Below are 17238 nucleotides of genomic sequence, written 5' to 3'. Positions count from 1 at the left end.
GCGCATGTCGACCATCCGTCCGGTGTTCTACGTTTCCGATGGAACCGGTATCACCGCTGAAACCATTGGGCATAGCCTCCTGACCCAGTTCTCCGGGTTCAGCTTCATTACCGACCGGATGTCGTTTGTCGACGACCCCGAAAAAGCGCGTGAAGCCTGTGCCCGGATCCAGGCGGCAGGGGAGCGGTACCAGGTCCGGCCGATCGTGGTGAACTCCTGCGTGGACCAGAGCCTGAGCCTGATCCTGGCCGACAGCGGGGCGCTGATGCTGGATGTGTTCGCGCCGTTCATCGAGCCGCTGGAGCGTGAACTGGCCAGCCCGCGCCTGGCCCGGGTCGGCCAGGCCCACGGCATGGTCGACTTCGACACCTACCACCGCCGCATCAACGCGATGAACTTCGCCCTGACCCACGATGACGGTATCGCGGTGAACTACGACGATGCCGACGTGATCCTGGTGGCGGTGTCGCGCGCCGGCAAGACGCCCACCTGCATCTACCTGGCCCTGCATTACGGCGTGCGTGCGGCCAACTACCCGCTGACCGACGAGGACCTGGAAAGCGATCGCCTGCCGCCACGCCTGCGCAACTACCGGCGCAAGCTGTTCGGCCTGACCATCGACCCGGACCGCCTGCAGCAGATCCGCCAGGAGCGCCGCCCGAACTCGCGCTACGCCAACCTGGAGACCTGCAAGCGCGAGGTGGCCGCGGCCGAGGTGATGTTCCAGATGGAGCGGATCCCGACGCTGAGCACCACCCATACCTCGATCGAGGAGATTTCCAGCAAGGTGCTGGCCACGCTGGGGCTGCAGCGCGAGCTGTATTGATTCCGGTAGAGCCGGTAGAGCCGGTAGAGCCGGTAGAGCCGGTAGAGCCGGTAGAGCCGGTAGAGCCGGTAGAGCCGGCCGCTGGCCGGCTGATCGATGGACCCTCGGCCGCGATATTGCGCTGCCGGCCAGCGGCCGGCACTACCCCAGGGCTTGGCTTGCGCATGTACGCCCCCACGTTGAAGCACCAACGTGTAGGATCGACCCATGGCCCGAGCCTTGCCCCGTACCGAACGCATTCCCCGCCTGAGCCGGTTGAGCTGGCTCATGGGCCTGTACGCGGAGAACTATCGCCATCTGGTGCGCCTGTTCGAACCGGCCGGACTGGTGGCGGGCAGCTACATCTCCTCGATCGGCGACGGCCTGGATGTCCGCTTGGACGTGATCGAGTGCCACCGCTACACGGTGGAGCTGCGGCTGACCTACGACCTGGCCGACCCGGTCACCGGCGAGCCCGATCCGTCGGCCTACGTGCGCCTGTACCGTGACGCGCGCCAGGCTGAGACCACCCATTGCTATGTCGGCCGCCGCTGGCAGGACACCATGGGCCTGTACCCGCCGCCGGCGGAACTGATCAGCCACCGCATGCGTATGAACACCTTCCTCGGCAAGTGGCTGGAATACCTCGCCGAGCGCGGCCACGGCGTGGCCACCCTGCGCCGCGATCCTGATGGCGCCACTGCGGCTGCCGAACGCCGCCTGTCGCTGGTGCGCTGATCGGCCATAATCCACGGCTGACCTGCCGCTGGATGCTGCCCATGCCGTACACCCCGATCGTCGCCACCCTGGGCTACGTGCTGTCGCCCGATCGTCGCCAGGTGCTGATGATCCACCGCAACACCCGGCCCGGTGACCACCACCTGGGCAAGTACAACGGGCTGGGCGGCAAGATCGAACCAACCGAAGACGTTGCGGCAGGGATGCGCCGCGAGATCGCCGAGGAAGCCGGCATCGACTGCACCGGCATGCGCCTGCGCGGCACCATCAGCTGGCCGGGTTTCGGCAAGCACGGCGAGGACTGGCTGGGCTTCGTGTTCGTCATCGACAGTTTCGAAGGCACCCCGCACGGCGGCAACCACGAGGGCACGCTGGAGTGGGTGGACCTGGACAAGCTGGACACGCTGCCGATGTGGGAGGGCGACCGCAACTTCCTGCCACTGGTGTTCGACGCCGACCCGCGCCCCTTCCACGGCGTGATGCCGTACCAGGACGGCCGCATGGTCAGCTGGTCCTACAGCCGGCTGTAACCCGGCGAATCGGGAGGGGGGCGATCTTTCGAGTGGGGATCAACCTTCCAGGTGGGTGCCAACCTTGGTTGGCACGCTCTTCCGGCTGATTAATGTCCGGGCAATATTGACGAACACAAATTACCCGGGCAATATTCGCGCATCACCTCCGATGCCATTGCCATGCCTGCGTCCCGACTCCCTCCCTTCAGTTGCTTCGACGGCCACCGCCTGGTCGCTTCCGGTACACCGGAAGTGGCAGCGCTTGCGCTGAAACAGCTGCGCGCCGGCAACGCTGCCGGTCCGCTGCTTGTGTTCGACAACGCTACCGGCCGCACCCGTGATTTCGATACGCGCGGCAGTGACGCAGAACTGCTGGCGCGGGTCGTCGAAGCCTTTCCCGCCGCCGTCGAGGCGGATGCCGACGTTACTGCCGAAGAGGCGCCGGCAACTCCGCGTGGCCGCGGCCGCCCCAAGCTGGGCGTGGTCGCACGCGAAGTGACCCTGCTGCCGCGCCACTGGGCGTGGCTGGCCGAGCAGCCCGGCGGGGCCTCGGTAGTGCTGCGCAAACTGGTGGAGGCGGCCAGCCGTGCTGGTGCCGACAAGGACCGGCAGCGCCGCCACAGCGAGCGTGCCTATCACTTCCTGCAGACCATCGCCGGAGACCTGCCGGGTTTCGAGGAGGCCATCCGTGTCCTGTTCGCGCACGACCGGGCGGGCCTGGAAATGGCGTTGCGCAGCTGGCCGGAGGATGTGCGCAATCACGCCCTGCGCCTGGCCTTCGATGATTCTTCGGACCACGCAGACGGCTGAGCCACTGCGCCGTTGCTGAGCGGCGGCGCCACCTGATCGCGGGCCACGGCCGCCCGCTCCCATTTGCTTGCTTTGCTGGCGGAAACGCCGGGCAGGGCAGCGCCTTGCCCAGAGAACCCCATGGACACCCCCGCACATCCCATCCCCCCGGTCGCGCCGCCCCTCTGGCACACCTATCTGAACCTGCTGCTGCCGATGCTGCTGACCAACGCATTGCAGCTGGCCGCAGGCACGCTGGACAACATCTACCTCGGCCATCTGCTGGGTACGCAGGCGGTGGCCGCCGCCGCAGCGTTCTTCCCTGTCTTCTTCCTGCTGCTGGCCTTGGTAATGGGTCTGGCGACCGGTGCGATGGTGCTGATCGGCCAGGCCTGGGGAGCGGGCCGGCCGCAACAGGCTCGCGGGGTGGCCGGCAGTGCGGTGGCACTGATTCTGCTGTTGTCAGTGCTGGTGATGGCGGTCGGCGGCGGTTTCGCGCCACAGCTGCTGGCGGCACTGGGCACGCCAGCGCCGATCCTCGGCGAATCCATCGTCTATGCCCGTGTCCTGCTGCTGGCGGCACCGGCGTTCTTCCTGCTGTGGCTGGCCACTGCGGTGGGCCGTGCGGTGGGCGATGCCAAAACGCCGCTGCATGCGCTGCTGCTGGCCACGGTGGTCGGCCTGCTGTGCACGCCGCTGCTGATCCTGGGCTGGGCCGGCCTGCCGCAGCTGGGCGCGGCCAGTGCGGCAGTCTCGGCGGCGCTCGCCTCGCTGCTGGCCCTGGCCTGGCTGATGTGGCGGTGGCAGCGGATGGGGCACCCGTTGGCCCCGGGGCATGAGTTGCTGCAAGCCATCCGCTTTGATGGAGCGCTGATCCGTTCGATGCTGCGCATCGGCATACCGTCTTCGTTGCAGATGCTCAGCCTGGCCATTGCCGAAATCGTGCTGCTGGGCTGGATCAACCGCTATGGCTACACGGCCACGGCCGCCTACGGTGCGGTCAATCAGTTGATGAGCTGGGTGCAGCTGCCGGCAATGTCCCTAGGGATCACTGCCACCATCCTCGCCGCGCATGCGATGGGAGCGGGGCGTACGGCACGGCTGCCTGCCATCGCCCGCACCGGGGTGATGCTGGGTCTGGCGATGCTGACAGTCGTAGTGCTGCTGGTGATGGCGCTGGCGCCATGGCTGACTGGCTTGATCCTGGCGGCCGCAGAGCCGCGCGAAATGGCCACGCAGCAGTTGCGCACGGTGGTGTGGGGCGTGCTGGCGATGGGAGGCAGTGCGGTGCTGGTCGGAGTGATGCGCGGCAGCGGCACGGTGCTGTTGCCGGCATTGCTGGGCATGGCTGCCGTGTTGCTGCTGGAGCTGCCGTTGGCGATGTGGCTGCAGTCCCGGCACGGTCTGGCCGGGCTGTGGTGGGCATGGCCGCTGGGGTTGCTGGCCATGCTGGTGATGCAGGTGTTCTGCTTTGTTCGCTGGCGGCAGGTGCAGGTTGGGTAGTGCCGGCCGCTGGCCGGCAATCCGCAATGGCCGGAGCAGCCGGCCAGCGGCCGGCTCTACCACTCGGTCGGATCGCATCCGGCGCGGATGCAGGTGTTCTGCTTTGTTCGCTGGCGGCAGGTGCAGGTTGGGTAGTGCCGGCCGCTGGCCGGCAATCCGCAATGGCCGGAGCAGCCGGCCAGCGGCCGGCTCTACCACTTCAGTGCCGCTGTGCCAGCAGCAGGTGGAAGTGCTTTTCTCGGGTCTGGCCGTCATTGCCGGCCGCGGATTCGCGGTGGCTGCGCCAGGCCGAGACGCGGAAGCCCGATACCCGCAGCGCCAGCTCCACCGTGTCCAGCTCATGCAGCTGGAAGTCGGCGGCGAATGGCAGGCTGCGCATGAAGCTGGCATCGCCGAAGGCCAGGCACAGGCGGCCGCCCCGGCGTAGCACCCGCGCCAGTTCGTCCAGCACCGGGGCCAGGTTTGGCCAGAAGTACAGGGTGTTGACCGCCAGCGCGGCATCCATCGCGGCATCGGCGACCGGCAGTGCATGGGCGTCGCCGTGTCGCATCGCCGCACGTTCGGCCATCCCGGCGTCGGCCAGCCGCTGGTTGCCGGCCTCGACCATGGCCGTGGACAGCTCGATGCCCAGATAGTGGCTGCCGGTGGCCTGCAGCATCAGTGGCGCGAAGGCCGCATTGCCCGGGCCGACCTCCAGGACCCGTTCGCCGGCACCGACGGCCAGCAGCCCGATTGCGGCCAGGTTGAGTGCGCCGTTGCTGTGGTTCATCGAGTCGGCCACCGCCAGCGCGGCCTCGCCGTGGGGCTGCCGCAGCTGTGCGGCCAGGGTGGGAGCATCCAGCATCATCATCGTCCGTTGCAGAGTTTCGGACGTGGCGGCGGCGGGTCCGCCGGTGACCATAGCGCCGACCTTGTGGCTTGGGAAGTAGGGAAACCCCGCTTCCGGGTGATGAGGAAATGTCCAGCGTCGCAGTCGGTGAGATCTGGTTGTCCACAGGGGGTGTGGATTACGCGTGGGCAACTTTGTGGATAAGCCGCGACAGGCGCCACCCCCCTAGGCTGTCAAGATGGGTGGCGAAAAATTCACCGTCGGTGAGGGCAGGTGAGGGAGCGGTGAAGGCGGGGCCTACCAGCGCTGTCGCCAGCGGCGGCGCTCGCGGTAACCTGTGGGCCTTGATGCTCCGTGAGACCCCATGAAACGTCACTTCTCGATGCTGCGCGAATTCCAGCTGGCCGACTGGTTCACCCTGGCCAATGCTTTCTGCGGCACCGGTGCGGTCTTTGCCGCGATGCGCTTCCTGCAGGACGGCGAGCGCGGCTACCTGCTGTTCGGCATGGCGCTGATCCCGCTGGCCTTCATCTTCGACGCGCTCGACGGGCGCATCGCGCGCTGGCGCAAGTCCAGCTCCACCCTCGGCCGCGAGCTGGACTCGCTGTCGGACGTGATCTCCTTCGGCGTGGCGCCGGCGGCGCTGGCCTATGCCTGCGGCATGCAGGGCGGCTGGGACTGGCTGGTGCTGAGCTACTTCGTCTGCTGCGGTGTCAGCCGCCTGGCACGCTACAACGTCACTGCCGAGGCGCTGGCCGGCGACGAGGGCAAGGTCACGTATTTCGAGGGCACCCCGATCCCGACCAGCCTGGTGCTGGTGATCGTACTGGCGATTGCCGCCGGTACCGATGCCATCGGCCAGAACATCTGGTTCGGCCAGTGGCAGATCGGCCCGTGGCAGCTGCACCCGATGGTGCTGTTGTTCGCCCTGTCCGGGTCGCTGATGATCAGCAAGACCCTGCGTATCCCCAAGCCATGAGCCAGCCCAGCGGAGGCCTGCAATGACCAGCTCGGCCCACGACGCCGGCAGCAGCGATTTCGAGACCCTGGCCCGGCAGTACTTCGGCGCCTGGGGCGATGCCCTGCGTCATGCGAGCACGCCCGGCGCACCCGCCGGTGACGACCCCGGCAGCTGGCAGCGGTTGTTCGACTGGTGGGGCCAGCTGTTGCCCGAGCAGGCGCAGGGCGCACCGGAAGATGCCGTGCGCCGGTTCCGGGAGCAGGCGGGCAGCTGGTACGGCACCATGCAGGAGGTCGCCGCACGATTTGCCGGCCGCGACGCCAGCAGTGCCGATGTGGCCCAGGCCTGGCGCGAGGCGGTGCAGGGGCAGGGCGATGGCATGCTGCAGTGGATGCTGCAGGGCGCCCGTGGCAGCACCCACGCCGGCGCCACCGTGCCCGAATTCGCCGCATGGCTGCAGCAGTTCCAGCTGCAGGCGGGCCCGTGGCTGCAGAGCCCGGCGTTCGGCCCCGGCCGCGAGCACCAGGCGCGCTGGCAGGCGCTGCTGCGGGCGCAGGAGGAGTACCAGCAGCATTCGCGCGCCTACGTTGATCAGATCAGGCAGGCGTTGGACGAGGCCTTCGCGTTGTTCGAGCAGCGTCTGGCCGAGCACGAACAGCCCGGCAGCCAGTTGACCAGCGCCCGCGCGATGTTCGACCTGTGGATCGAAGTGGCCGAGGAGGCCTACGCCAAGGTCGCCATGTCCGAACCGTTCCAGCAGGTGTACGCCTCGCTGGGCAACGCGCAGATGCGCCTGCGCGCCGGCCTGCAGCGCGAGGTGGAACAGACGAGTGAGCGTATCGGCCTGCCGACCCGCAGCGAGATGGACGCCGCGCATCGCCGTATTGCCGAACTGGAGCGCAGCCTTCGCCGCCTGCAGGCACAGGTGGCGGTGCTGGCGGGGACCGCCGCGGTCGATCCGGTGTCGCAGCCGGCACCGGCGAAGGTGAAGCCGGCCGCGCGCAAAGCCGCGAAGAAGGCCGCGCCGGCGAAGAAGGCGCCTGCAAAGAAGGTGTCTGCGAAGAAGGCTGCGTCTCGCGCTTCCACTCGGGCGCGTGACCGATGAAGGGACCACTGGGCTTCAACGCCGATGACCTGATGCAGGAAACCCTGGCCATGCAGCGCAAGCTGATGGAAGGGCTGAAGCTGCTGCCGCAGGTGGAAGACGTGGACTATGGCGTGACCGCGCGCGAGGAAGTCTGGCGTGACGGCAAGGTGGTGCTGTACCGCTTCGTCGGCGAACAGGCACCGACCCGGCGCACGCCGCTGCTGATCGTCTACGCGCTGGTCAACCGGCCGTACATGGTCGACCTGCAGGCCGACCGTTCGCTGGTGCAGAAGCTGCTGGCGCTGGGCCAGGACGTGTACGTGCTGGACTGGGGCTACCCGGACCGGTCCGAACGCTTCCAGACCCTGGAGGACTACCTGCTGCGCTACATCGACGGCGCGGTCGATGCGCTGCGTGCGCGCAGTGGTGACCCGGTGGACCTGCTCGGCATCTGCCAGGGCGGCGTGTTCGCACTCTGCTACGCCGCGCTGCGCCGGCAGAAGCTGGGCAAGCTGATCACCATGGTCACCCCGGTCGACTTCCAGACGGCTGACAACATGCTCTCGCATTGGGCGCGGCAGGTGGACGTGGACCTGCTGGTCGACACGCTGGGCAACATCCCGGCCGACCTGATGAATGCCAGTTACCTGATGCTCAAGCCATTCCGCCTGAACGTGCAGAAGTACGTCGGCCTGCTCGACATCCTCGATGACAAGGCCGCGCTGGAGGATTTCCTGCGCATGGAGAAGTGGATCTTCGATTCACCGGACCTGGCGGGCGAGGCGTTTCGCGATTTCATCAAGCAGTTCTACCAGGGCAATGGGCTGGTGAACGGCACGGTGCGGATCGGCGAGGAAGCGGTGGATCTGTCGCAGGTGACGCTGCCGGTGCTGAACATCTATGCCGAGCAGGACCATCTGGTGCCACCGGATGCCTCGCGCGCGATGCGCGGGCGTTTGGGCACGGACGACTACACCGAGTCCAGTTTCCGTGGTGGACATATTGGTATCTACGTTTCCGGCCGCGCGCAGCGCGAAGTACCGGCCACGATCGATGGCTGGTTGAAGGCGCGCGATCTGTAGAGTCGAGCCATGCTCGACTGACTTGGGGGTGATGATGTACCGGATTTTGTTGATTCTTGCGGCACTGCTGACAGCACCACTTGCCCACGCCGCACCCAGTACGGATGCACGCCGGGAGATCGCCCAGCTGATCGCCAGCCTGGATGGCTCCCAGTGCCGTTTCCAGCGCAATGGCAGCTGGTACGACGGCAGCGACGCGCGCGCGCACCTGCAGCGCAAGTACGATTACCTGCTGAAAAAGGGCATGGTGGACAGCGGCGAGCAGTTCATCGAGCGCGCTGCCAGCCAGAGCAGCATGAGTGGCAAACCCTACCGCATCCAGTGTCCGGGGCAGCCTGAACAGACCGCAGCCGCCTGGTTCGGCGCACGCCTGCAGGCCCTGCGCCACCGCACGCCGTAGACATGGGGGCAGTGTAGAGTCGAGCCATGTTCGACTGCCTTGTCCGTTTCCCGGAGCTGCCGCCATGAACACCACGCCCAAAACGCTGTCGCGTTCATTGAACGACCGCATGATTGCCGGCGTGATGGGCGGCATTGCCCATCGCTTCGGCTGGAATGCGACCCTGCTGCGGGTGATCTACGTGCTGGTTTCGCTGGCCTCCGCCGCCTTCCCTGGCATCCTGGTCTACCTGATCCTGTGGCTCCTGATCCCCAACGAGGCCGATTGAAGACTGGAGCAACGCCCTGGCCGATCTGGCTGCGCGCGCTGCAGGTGCTGGGCGCGGTGTGGACGTCACCCAATTCCCTGCTCGGCGTGATCGGCGGCCTGGCCGGCATGCTTGGCGGCGCGACATTGCGCTGGAGCGGCCGTGACTGCGCGCTGGTGTTCGACCGCTGGCCGTGGGGGCCAGGTGGGGCGATCACTCTGGGGAACGTGATCCTGCATACCGGCCATGACCTGGGCATTTCCTGCCGCACCTATGCGCATCAGGCAGGGTGGGGCGTGGAGCCGCTGATCCGGCTGGATGATCACGAACGGGCGCACGTGTACCAGTACATGGTGCTGGGCCCGCTGTACCTGCCGGTGTACCTGCTGTGCGGCGGGGTGAGTGCGCGCAATCCGTTCGAACGGGCGGCCGATCATTTCGCCCGGTTCGGGCGTGGCTGGTGGCCGTAGTTTCCAGCCAACGGCGCAGCCCCTCGTGGGTGGTCGCGGAATGCGTTTCATGCGATTGGGCCGGGCGGGGTGGGTTCGCGGGACACGCCGTGAACCCGTCCCTGGGGGCTCGATGGCGCCATCCATGGCGCCAACGGTCCCGCGAACCCACCCCGCCCGGCCCCTGACAGTTTCCGTGCGCGTCCAGCCACGGAGAAGAAATAGAACAGCAGAAGCGGGTCGCGCGCTGCGCTTGCTCGCGAGCGGGGCATGGCTTGGCTTGGCTGGTCTCTACAGGAAGCAACAAATCAGCCGGCCAAGCCGTTTTTGCTTTTGATCTTCTTTTTTCTTTTCCGTGGGGGGAGGCAGGCATCAGGAACCTGTCAGCGGCCGGGAGGGTGGGTGGGGCGGGGTGTCCGCGGCATGGATGCCGCGGCCAAGCCCCCAAGGACGGGTTCACGGCGTCCCCGCACTACCCACCCTCCCGGCCAGCCCCCGGGAAACCAGCTTTCCGCGAACAACCAAACCACCACGAGGGGCTGCGCCGTTGGCGGGAATCCCCCACGGATTCGTTAGAGGGAAGTTAAAGATCCGTAAGCATTCTGCTGCGATCCCGCAGTCATCTGCATGCAACCGATCGTCATTAGCCTTCGTGACGTTCCAGTCAGGTTCGACGCGGTAAGCTCTCCCTCGATGAGCTCGCAGCATCGTTCATCGAGTGCAGTACGCAGTAGCAATTTGGAGGAATACATCACATGGCAATCGTTCTTTATGTCGGTGGTAGCAAGGATGGCGAGAAGGGCGTGGTGCCCTACGGCTTCAGCAAATCCCGCGCCGACACCGCGCTGGGGCCGGAGTTCTACACGGAGCGGTTCATGGAACTGCAGGGTGTCGGCAAGGTCCGCCTGATGGCCCTGGAAGGCATGCGTGACGAGATCGTCATGCAGCGCGCCGCCCGCCACTACCGCTGACCTTCGCAACACGCGGCAGGGCGCGCCCACCATCGCGCGCCCGCGCCGGCATCCCAGCCCAGGGCCAGTCCGAGCCCTCTCTCCGCCAGGATGCCGGCGTCCACTCCGGCCCCGCCGCTGAACCTCGCCCCCTGTCAATGCCTTGTCCGGCTCCGTCGTGGATTGCCAGAATGGGATCTTCCCGTACCGCGGCACAGACCTGAAGCAATGCACGACGCCAAGAACGCCCAGAGCGCGCTCGCCCAGCAGATCGCCCAGACCATCGCCGACGAGATCGGTGCCCAGTCCGCCCAGGTGCGCGCCGCCGTCGGCCTGCTCGACGAGGGCGCCAGCGTTCCGTTCATCGCGCGCTACCGCAAGGAAGTGACCGGGGGCCTGGACGACACCCAGCTGCGCAACCTGGAAACCCGGCTGACCTACCTGCGCGAGCTGGAGGAGCGCCGTGCGGCGGTGCTGGCCAGCATCGGCGAGCAGGGCAAGCTCAGCGACGAGCTGCGCAACGACATCCTGGCCGCCGACACCAAGAGCCGGCTGGAAGACCTGTACCTGCCGTACAAGCCCAAGCGCCGTACCCGCGCCCAGATCGCCCGCGAGGCCGGTCTCGAGCCGCTGGCCGATGGACTGCTAGCCGACCCCACGCAGGATCCGCAGGCCTTCGCGGCCGCCTTCGTCAACACCGACAAGGGCGTGGCCGACACCAAGGCTGCGCTGGAAGGTGCGCGCGCGATCCTGATGGAGCGCTGGGGCGAGGACGCCGCGCTGGTGGGCGAGCTGCGCACCTGGCTGGGAGAGAACGGCGTGATCCGTGCCCGCGTGGCCGAGGGCAAGGAAACCGAAGGCGCCAAGTACCGCGACTATTTCGAACATGCCGAATCTCTGGCGAAGATTCCTTCGCACCGGTTGCTGGCGCTGTTCCGCGCGCGCCGCGAAGAGATCCTGTTCCTGGAACTGGACCCGGGCAGCGATGCCGAGGCCGGCCACCAGTACGCCGAAGGCCGCGTGGCGCGCAGGGCCGGCATCGCCGACCGGGGCCGCGCCGCCGATCGCTGGCTGCTGGACGCCTGCCGCCTGACCTGGCGCGCCAAGCTGCACACCCATCTGCTGCTGGACCTGTTCAACCAGGCCCGCGAGAAGGCCGAGGCTGAGGCCATCGCGGTGTTCGGCGACAACCTGAAGGATCTGCTGCTGGCCGCACCGGCGGGCCCGAAGACCGTGCTTGGGCTGGACCCGGGCATCCGCACCGGCTGCAAGATCGCCGTGGTCGATGCCACAGGCAAGCTGGTGGCCACCGACACCATCTACCCGCATGAGCCACGTCGCCAGTGGGACCAGTCGGTGCAGACGATCAAGCAACTGTGCGCCAAGCACAACGTTGAACTGATCGCGATCGGCAACGGCACCGCCAGCCGCGAAACCGACAAGCTGGCCGGCGAAGCGATCAAGGCTGCCGCCAACCCGAAGCTGCAGAAGGTCGTGGTCAGCGAGGCGGGCGCCTCGGTGTACTCGGCCTCCGAGTTCGCGGCCAAGGAGTTCCCGGGGCTGGACGTGTCGCTGCGTGGCGCGGTGTCGATCGCGCGTCGCCTGCAGGACCCGCTGGCCGAACTGGTCAAGATCGAACCCAAGGCGATCGGTGTCGGCCAGTACCAGCACGATGTGGACCAGTACCGGCTGGCACGGGCGCTGGATGCGCGCGTGGAGGACTGCGTGAACGCCGTGGGCGTGTACGTGAACACCGCATCGGCCGCGCTGCTGTCGCGGGTGTCCGGCCTGTCGGCCACGGTGGCCGAGAACATCGTGCGCCATCGTGACGAGAACGGCCCGTTCAAGCGCCGCAAGGATCTGCTGAAGGTTGCGCGCCTGGGCGAGAAGACCTTCGAACAGTGCGCCGGCTTCCTGCGCATCGCCGACGGCGACCAGCCGCTGGATGCTTCGGCGGTGCACCCCGAAGCCTATCCGGTGGTCGAGCGCATCGTGGCCAGCACCGCACGCCCGATCAAGGCGCTGATCGGTGATGGCAGCTTCCTGCGTGGCCTGAAGGCCGAGCAGTTCACCGATGACACCTTCGGCTTGCCGACCGTGCGCGACATCCTGAAGGAACTGGAGAAGCCGGGCCGCGACCCGCGTCCGGAGTTCAAGGCTGCGCGCTTCGCCGAAGGCGTGGAGGACATCAAGGACCTGCGCGAAGGCATGGTGCTGGAAGGCGTGGTGAGCAACGTGGCGGCCTTCGGTGCCTTCGTCGATATCGGCGTGCACCAGGACGGCCTGATCCACATTTCGGCGCTGTCCGACACCTTCGTGAAGGACCCGCGTGACGTGGTCAAGGCTGGCGATATCGTCAAGGTGAAGGTGCTGGAGGTGGACGTGGCGCGCAAGCGCATTGCCCTGACCCGGCGCCTGGACGATACCCCCGGGCAGGCCACCAGCCGCCCGGGCCAGCGTGATGAGCGCGGCCATGGGCAGGGTCCGCGCCGGGATGCAGGCGGCCAGAACCGCGGGCCGATCCGGGGCCAGGGCAATGGCGGCCGTCCCGCCGCGTCCGCGCCCCCGGCCAACAACGCCCTGGCCGAGGCCTTCGCCCGCGCCAAGCGTAGTTGAGGACCGTGTTCCCCGTCACGCTTGATTCGTGGCGGGGGACTTGTCGATTTTCCCCGTGATTGCGCACACTTGCGCTTGAGGGGAGGCGTCCGGCCACCCCGCTGTCGCTGGGGAGGGCCATGACGCCAGCAGGACCCGTCGTCTTCGTTGAGGTCTGCAGCGTCGCGCTGCGGCCGCTGCCTGCCTGCGCGGGCCGGGGGCAGCGGTGATGGCGGGCCAGGGCACCAACGGCAACGGGTTGCTGGAGCGCCGCCTGCAGGCGCTGGCCGAAGAGCGTCGGCGGCTGGCGATGATCATCGATGGCACCGCCGCGGGCACCTGGGAATGGAACGTGCAGAACGGCGAGATGCGGGTCAACGCGCGCTGGGCCGAGATTGTCGGTTACCGCCTGGAAGAGCTGGAGCCGGTCTGCCAGAAGACCTTCCTGAAGCTGGTCCATCCCGATGACATAGCGCTGTCGGACGCGGCACTGGACGAGCATTTCGAGGGGCGCACCGACAACTACGCGTGCCTGCTGCGGATGCGCCACAAGAATGGCCAGTGGATATGGATCCAGGACCGTGGCCGCGTCTTCGAATGGGACGCGCAGGGCAAACCATTGTGGATGGCCGGTGCGCATGCCGACGTGACCGAGCTGCAGCAGGCCCGACAGGATGCGGCCGAAACACGGCAACGCCTGCAGGCCGTGGTCGATGCCTCCGACGAGGTGGCGGTGATCGCCACCGATATCGATGGCACCATCACCCTGTTCAACACGGGCGCGCAACGCCTGCTGGGCTACAGCGCGGCGGATGTGGTCGGCCAGCGCCGGCTGGATGCCTTCCACGATCCGCAGGAACTGAATGCCTGGCTGCGACCGCTGGCCGATGCCGATGGCCAACTGCCAGATGTGTTCGAGGCACTCAGTGCGCGTGCCGATGGCCAGACCTATTCGCGGCAATGGACGCTGCTGCGCAAGGACGGCCAGCCACGCCAGGTACGCCTCTCGATCAGCCGCATGGACGGTGCCGACGGTGTACGCATCGGCTATGTCGGGATGGCCATCGACATCACCGAGATCCTGCAGGCGAGGGCCGAAGCGCGCTTGTCCGCGGAGAAGTTCGCCGGTGCGTTCACCTCGGCTGCGCTGGGCATGGCGCTGGTGTCACTGGAAGGGCGATGGCTGGACGTCAACGATGCGCTGTGCCGGATCCTCGGCTATCCGCGGGAAGAGCTGCTGCAGGTGGATTTCCAGCGCCTCACCCATCCTGATGACCTGCAGACCGACCTGGCCCTGGTGCAGGACCTGCTGGCCGGGCGTCGCAGCCACTACCACCTGGAAAAGCGCTATCTCGATCGCGATGGCAAGGTCATCTGGGCCCGATTGTCGGTCTCGCTGGTGCGCAACGAGCATGGCGAGCCGTTGCATTTCGTGTCGCAGATCCAGGACATCACCGCCCAGCGCAGCAGCGAGCAGCGGCTGTTCGAGAGCGAACAGCGCAGCCGCATCACCCTGGATGCCGTGGCCGACCTGGTGCTGAGCGTCAGCCTCGATGGCCGTATCGATTACGCCAATGCCGCTGCAGTACGCATGTTGGCCGGCGATGGCGCGTTGTCGCTGGCCGGACACAAGGTGCAGGATGTGCTGGCGCTGACCACCGAATACGCGCCGGGTTCGGTGCTGGACGTGTCGGTACTGCTGGATCCGGACAGCAATGCGGTCGACCTGCATGCCGACCTGCTGCTGCGCCTGGGTGCCGCCACGGTGCCGGTGGACCTGACCCGCGCCTGGTTGCGCGATGACGAGGGCCATGTGCGAGGCGCGGTCTGGGTGCTGCGCGACGATACCCAGCAGCGTGCCCGCCAGCGCGAGGCGCGTCATCTGGCCGAGATCGATCCGCTGACCGAACTGAGCAACCGCCGTGGCTTCGAGGTGCATCTGCAGCAGGCGATCACCCGTGTCGAACGTACCGGCCAGGCCGCGTCGCTGATGTACATCGATCTGGATCGGTTCAAGCCGATCAACGATACCTGGGGCCATCTGGCTGGCGATGCGGTGCTCTGGGCGGTGGCCAGCGTTCTGCGTCACGGGGTGCGCGATTCGGATGTGGTGGCGCGGCTGGGCGGCGATGAGTTCGCGGTGATCCTGTCCGGTTGCACGCCGCGTCGTGCAGCGCGCATTGGCGGCGAGCTGCTGCACACCCTGGCGTCGCTGTCGATTCCGTGGGACCAGGACCGGTTGCGGGTAGGGGCCAGCATCGGCATCGCGCCGCTGGCCGGGGGGATGAGCGTGGATCAGGCGGTGGCCGCGGCCGATGCCCAGTGTTACCGGGCCAAGGCGATGGGCCGCAACAACGTGCAGGTGCAGGGCGAGGCCAGTGAGCTGCCGGGCGATGATTCCGAGGTCGTCGAGGGCTGATCTCAGCCTGTGAGAGGGCGGGCGCAAATACTCCGCGCACCTCCTCTCTTACAGGTGATCCCATGAATGTCTGCAACCCGATGGCGGTGCGTGCCTTCGCCCCGGCCCTGGTCGGCTGGTGCCTGGCCCTGGCGGCCGGGCTCCGGCTGGAGGAGGTGCGTGAGGACCGTCTCGCCCAGGCAATGTTGCCGGTGCTGCAGGCGAGCGTGGTGGCGCTGCTGGCCCTCACCCTGGCGTGCACGGTGGCGGCCAGCCTGGTGCTGTGGCGGCACAGGCGCCGGGATCACCGTCGCGTTGATGCCGGCACTACAGAGGCGCAGCATCCATCAGCAGGAACCGGCATGGCGCGCGCTGGAAGGCATTGATCTGCGGCACCAGCCGCTGGAAATGTTCGCTGGCGCAGTGGATGTCCAGGGCGGCGCGGTCAGGCCATTGCTCGATGAAGACGAAGTGCCCGGGATCCTTCTGGTCCACGAACAGTTCATAGCCGAGGCAGAGCGGCTCGCGCTGCGTGCACGCGACCAGTTCCCGGTACAGCGGAAGCACGGTGTCCACGGCATCGGGATGGATGAAGTCTTCGGCGATGACCTTGAGCATGCAGGCGCCTCTGGATGGGGCCCTGCAGGATAGTGCCGGTGGGTGGCCGGCACCCATCCCGTCAACGCAATACTGCGTCTGCACTGACCAGCTGCACATCGTGCATCTGGTTGAGGTAGGCCTCGTAGTAGCCCTTGTGCGAGGCACCGACGATGGTCAGCATGCGGGTGCCCGGGTGCTGGCCGAGCACGTCGCGCATGTTGGCGACCATGCGCAGGTTGCGGGTTTCCCAGTAGCCCACGTAGTTGCGGCCGAAGCCTTCCGGCGAGGGTTCGACGAGCGTCGCGCCGAAATCGCTGTTGAAGGCCAGCATCGCGGCCTCGGGTGCGTTGTAGGCGCGATACATCGCGAGCAACCCATCCGATTGAGCAAGATTGGCTTCCAGTCGTTCATCGGCCGCCCTGCGCGCTTTGACGAAGGAATTGTCCCAGGCACCGCGTATGGCGGCAGCGTAGGCCTTCTGCTGCGATTCCGGTGTAGGCGAATCCGCAGTGTGGTCGTCGACCGCCCACAGCCGCTCCAGCCCCAGGCGCGCGGCGAGGACGCCGGCCACCAGGCCGGCCTCGTTGCGGCGTGCCATGCGCGTGTCGAGGAACTGCACCAGCTCCGGTGTCAGGCTGTCCGAGGCACGTCGCTCTTCCCTGGGCAGCCGCAGCCATTGGACGACTGCCGAGCTGCTCTCGCCCGCAGCCAGGAACACTGCGGCCAGTCGGCGTCGCTGGGCGGCGGTTGGCGCCTTCGGCCAATCCGCAAGCAGGCGTTCCATCTCCACGTTGGCGCTTGGCACGTCCAGGCCGGTGGCGGCCTGCGCCGGTGCCGGATCGACGCAGTAGTCCGCTACGCTCTCGGCGTATCGGGCCGGATTGCGGCGCATGAAGTCACACTGCAGGCCGGACAGGTTCTCTACCGCGATCGCGGTGGGCCGCCAGGCTTCCAGGCGCTGCAGCAGAGGTTCCAGCATCGCCGGCGTGAAGGTCTCCGGCAGGCCGGACAGGTGCGGGCTGCCCAGCACCAGCACTTCGTTCGGGCGCCCTGCGGGCGGTCCCTTCAGCTGGTCCGGGTGGAAGGCCGGTCGATAGGCGGTGTCGTTGGCCAGCGCGCTGCTGCTGCACACGGCCAGGAAGAGAAGGCTGGCAAAGCGAGGGAACATGCGATCTCCATGTCGATGAGCATCCTGCGGGACCTTCATGCTGGTCATATTCTCCTGCCGCGGAATCCCGCATTGGTCATGTAAACCTTTTTGCCTTGAGCTGCATCCTTCTGCTGAGCGATGCT

At 67.2% G+C, this 17238-nt stretch carries 18 protein-coding genes; 15 read left to right on the top strand and 3 right to left on the bottom strand.

The features are described from left to right. The first annotated feature begins 4 nt into the window (after positions 1-4). From ppsR to AC5P99_RS03560, 5 genes are all read left to right on the top strand, one after another. Positions 5-826 carry a posphoenolpyruvate synthetase regulatory kinase/phosphorylase PpsR gene (ppsR, locus tag AC5P99_RS03580; RefSeq protein ID WP_005410097.1) on the top strand — a complete coding sequence of 274 codons (822 nt, stop codon included), beginning with the start codon at positions 5-7 and terminating at the stop codon, positions 824-826. 207 nt (positions 827-1033) lie between these two features. Further along, complete coding sequence (locus AC5P99_RS03575; protein ID WP_032966899.1) at positions 1034-1543, top strand: DUF1249 domain-containing protein; 510 nt, start codon at positions 1034-1036, stop codon at positions 1541-1543. Between the two features lie 41 nt (positions 1544-1584). Beyond that, positions 1585-2073 carry an NUDIX hydrolase gene (locus AC5P99_RS03570; protein ID WP_005413820.1) on the top strand — a complete coding sequence of 163 codons (489 nt, stop codon included), beginning with the start codon at positions 1585-1587 and terminating at the stop codon, positions 2071-2073. Between the two features lie 162 nt (positions 2074-2235). Continuing rightward, a complete protein-coding gene (locus AC5P99_RS03565) occupies positions 2236-2865 on the top strand; it encodes a DUF2239 family protein (protein WP_049453673.1) in 630 nt (209 codons plus the stop codon). A gap of 120 nt (positions 2866-2985) precedes the next feature. Next, complete coding sequence (locus AC5P99_RS03560; RefSeq protein WP_495212905.1) at positions 2986-4347, top strand: MATE family efflux transporter; 1362 nt, start codon at positions 2986-2988, stop codon at positions 4345-4347. A 199-nt stretch (positions 4348-4546) separates the two neighbouring features. Here AC5P99_RS03560 and AC5P99_RS03555 read toward each other — a convergent pair whose 3' ends face one another. After that, positions 4547-5197, bottom strand: coding sequence for a class I SAM-dependent methyltransferase (locus AC5P99_RS03555; RefSeq protein WP_088436215.1), 651 nt, complete (start codon positions 5195-5197; stop codon positions 4547-4549). Positions 5198-5540: 343 nt separating this feature from the next. Here AC5P99_RS03555 and AC5P99_RS03550 point away from each other — a divergent pair, with 343 nt between their 5' ends. The 10 genes from AC5P99_RS03550 to AC5P99_RS03505 all read left to right on the top strand — a co-directional run bounded on the left by AC5P99_RS03550 (position 5541) and on the right by AC5P99_RS03505 (position 15731). Further along, positions 5541-6155: a CDP-alcohol phosphatidyltransferase family protein gene (locus AC5P99_RS03550; RefSeq protein WP_014647547.1), complete on the top strand. Its 615-nt coding sequence runs from the start codon at positions 5541-5543 to the stop codon at positions 6153-6155. A gap of 22 nt (positions 6156-6177) precedes the next feature. Then, positions 6178-7242 carry a class III poly(R)-hydroxyalkanoic acid synthase subunit PhaE gene (gene phaE, locus AC5P99_RS03545; protein ID WP_262091272.1) on the top strand — a complete coding sequence of 355 codons (1065 nt, stop codon included), beginning with the start codon at positions 6178-6180 and terminating at the stop codon, positions 7240-7242. Next, on the top strand, positions 7239-8306 hold the full coding sequence (gene phaC, locus AC5P99_RS03540; RefSeq protein ID WP_012480614.1) for a class III poly(R)-hydroxyalkanoic acid synthase subunit PhaC: 1068 nt from the start codon (positions 7239-7241) through the stop codon (positions 8304-8306). Before phaE ends, phaC begins: the two co-directional genes overlap by 4 nt. A gap of 31 nt (positions 8307-8337) precedes the next feature. Further along, positions 8338-8706: a YfeK family protein gene (locus AC5P99_RS03535; RefSeq protein WP_187757442.1), complete on the top strand. Its 369-nt coding sequence runs from the start codon at positions 8338-8340 to the stop codon at positions 8704-8706. 64 nt (positions 8707-8770) lie between these two features. Continuing rightward, positions 8771-8974 carry a PspC domain-containing protein gene (locus AC5P99_RS03530; RefSeq protein WP_005410087.1) on the top strand — a complete coding sequence of 68 codons (204 nt, stop codon included), beginning with the start codon at positions 8771-8773 and terminating at the stop codon, positions 8972-8974. Continuing rightward, positions 8971-9423, top strand: a complete 453-nt coding sequence (locus tag AC5P99_RS03525; protein WP_005413812.1) for a hypothetical protein — start codon at positions 8971-8973, stop codon at positions 9421-9423. The genes AC5P99_RS03530 and AC5P99_RS03525 overlap by 4 nt, the downstream gene beginning before the upstream one ends. A 734-nt stretch (positions 9424-10157) precedes the next feature. Continuing rightward, positions 10158-10373 carry a hypothetical protein gene (locus tag AC5P99_RS03520; RefSeq protein WP_005410085.1) on the top strand — a complete coding sequence of 72 codons (216 nt, stop codon included), beginning with the start codon at positions 10158-10160 and terminating at the stop codon, positions 10371-10373. A gap of 207 nt (positions 10374-10580) precedes the next feature. Next, a complete protein-coding gene (locus AC5P99_RS03515) occupies positions 10581-12968 on the top strand; it encodes a Tex family protein (protein WP_187757570.1) in 2388 nt (795 codons plus the stop codon). Between the two features lie 208 nt (positions 12969-13176). Beyond that, a complete protein-coding gene (locus AC5P99_RS03510) occupies positions 13177-15366 on the top strand; it encodes a PAS domain S-box protein (protein WP_005410083.1) in 2190 nt (729 codons plus the stop codon). A gap of 62 nt (positions 15367-15428) precedes the next feature. Then, entirely contained in the window at positions 15429-15731 is a 303-nt protein-coding gene (locus tag AC5P99_RS03505; RefSeq protein WP_012480609.1) for a hypothetical protein, read from the top strand. Here AC5P99_RS03505 and AC5P99_RS03500 read toward each other — a convergent pair. Beyond that, positions 15673-15963 carry a putative quinol monooxygenase gene (locus AC5P99_RS03500; RefSeq protein WP_005410081.1) on the bottom strand — a complete coding sequence of 97 codons (291 nt, stop codon included), beginning with the start codon at positions 15961-15963 and terminating at the stop codon, positions 15673-15675. The genes AC5P99_RS03505 and AC5P99_RS03500 overlap by 59 nt on opposite strands. A 61-nt stretch (positions 15964-16024) precedes the next feature. Further along, positions 16025-17113 (bottom strand): DUF5694 domain-containing protein, encoded by a 1089-nt coding sequence (locus AC5P99_RS03495; RefSeq protein WP_495212904.1) that lies wholly within the window; start codon positions 17111-17113, stop codon positions 16025-16027. Between the last annotated feature and the right edge of the window lie 125 nt (positions 17114-17238).

The organism is Stenotrophomonas sp. YJH_SMC_80 (genome assembly GCF_059372495.1).
This window is presented reverse-complemented; position numbering and strand designations above follow the sequence as displayed.

What these genes read in the sequence shown, in the direction of transcription:
- ppsR (WP_005410097.1), top strand. Translation starts at nt 5, where the DNA reads ATGTCGACCATCCGTCCGGTGTTCTACGTTTCCGATGGAACCGGTATC.
- AC5P99_RS03575 (WP_032966899.1), top strand. Translation starts at nt 1,034, where the DNA reads ATGGCCCGAGCCTTGCCCCGTACCGAACGCATTCCCCGCCTGAGCCGG.
- AC5P99_RS03570 (WP_005413820.1), top strand. Translation starts at nt 1,585, where the DNA reads ATGCCGTACACCCCGATCGTCGCCACCCTGGGCTACGTGCTGTCGCCC.
- AC5P99_RS03565 (WP_049453673.1), top strand. Translation starts at nt 2,236, where the DNA reads ATGCCTGCGTCCCGACTCCCTCCCTTCAGTTGCTTCGACGGCCACCGC.
- AC5P99_RS03560 (WP_495212905.1), top strand. Translation starts at nt 2,986, where the DNA reads ATGGACACCCCCGCACATCCCATCCCCCCGGTCGCGCCGCCCCTCTGG.
- AC5P99_RS03555 (WP_088436215.1), bottom strand. Translation starts at nt 5,197, where the DNA reads ATGATGATGCTGGATGCTCCCACCCTGGCCGCACAGCTGCGGCAGCCC.
- AC5P99_RS03550 (WP_014647547.1), top strand. Translation starts at nt 5,541, where the DNA reads ATGAAACGTCACTTCTCGATGCTGCGCGAATTCCAGCTGGCCGACTGG.
- phaE (WP_262091272.1), top strand. Translation starts at nt 6,178, where the DNA reads ATGACCAGCTCGGCCCACGACGCCGGCAGCAGCGATTTCGAGACCCTG.
- phaC (WP_012480614.1), top strand. Translation starts at nt 7,239, where the DNA reads ATGAAGGGACCACTGGGCTTCAACGCCGATGACCTGATGCAGGAAACC.
- AC5P99_RS03535 (WP_187757442.1), top strand. Translation starts at nt 8,338, where the DNA reads ATGATGTACCGGATTTTGTTGATTCTTGCGGCACTGCTGACAGCACCA.
- AC5P99_RS03530 (WP_005410087.1), top strand. Translation starts at nt 8,771, where the DNA reads ATGAACACCACGCCCAAAACGCTGTCGCGTTCATTGAACGACCGCATG.
- AC5P99_RS03520 (WP_005410085.1), top strand. Translation starts at nt 10,158, where the DNA reads ATGGCAATCGTTCTTTATGTCGGTGGTAGCAAGGATGGCGAGAAGGGC.
- AC5P99_RS03515 (WP_187757570.1), top strand. Translation starts at nt 10,581, where the DNA reads ATGCACGACGCCAAGAACGCCCAGAGCGCGCTCGCCCAGCAGATCGCC.
- AC5P99_RS03510 (WP_005410083.1), top strand. Translation starts at nt 13,177, where the DNA reads ATGGCGGGCCAGGGCACCAACGGCAACGGGTTGCTGGAGCGCCGCCTG.
- AC5P99_RS03505 (WP_012480609.1), top strand. Translation starts at nt 15,429, where the DNA reads ATGAATGTCTGCAACCCGATGGCGGTGCGTGCCTTCGCCCCGGCCCTG.
- AC5P99_RS03500 (WP_005410081.1), bottom strand. Translation starts at nt 15,963, where the DNA reads ATGCTCAAGGTCATCGCCGAAGACTTCATCCATCCCGATGCCGTGGAC.
- AC5P99_RS03495 (WP_495212904.1), bottom strand. Translation starts at nt 17,113, where the DNA reads ATGTTCCCTCGCTTTGCCAGCCTTCTCTTCCTGGCCGTGTGCAGCAGC.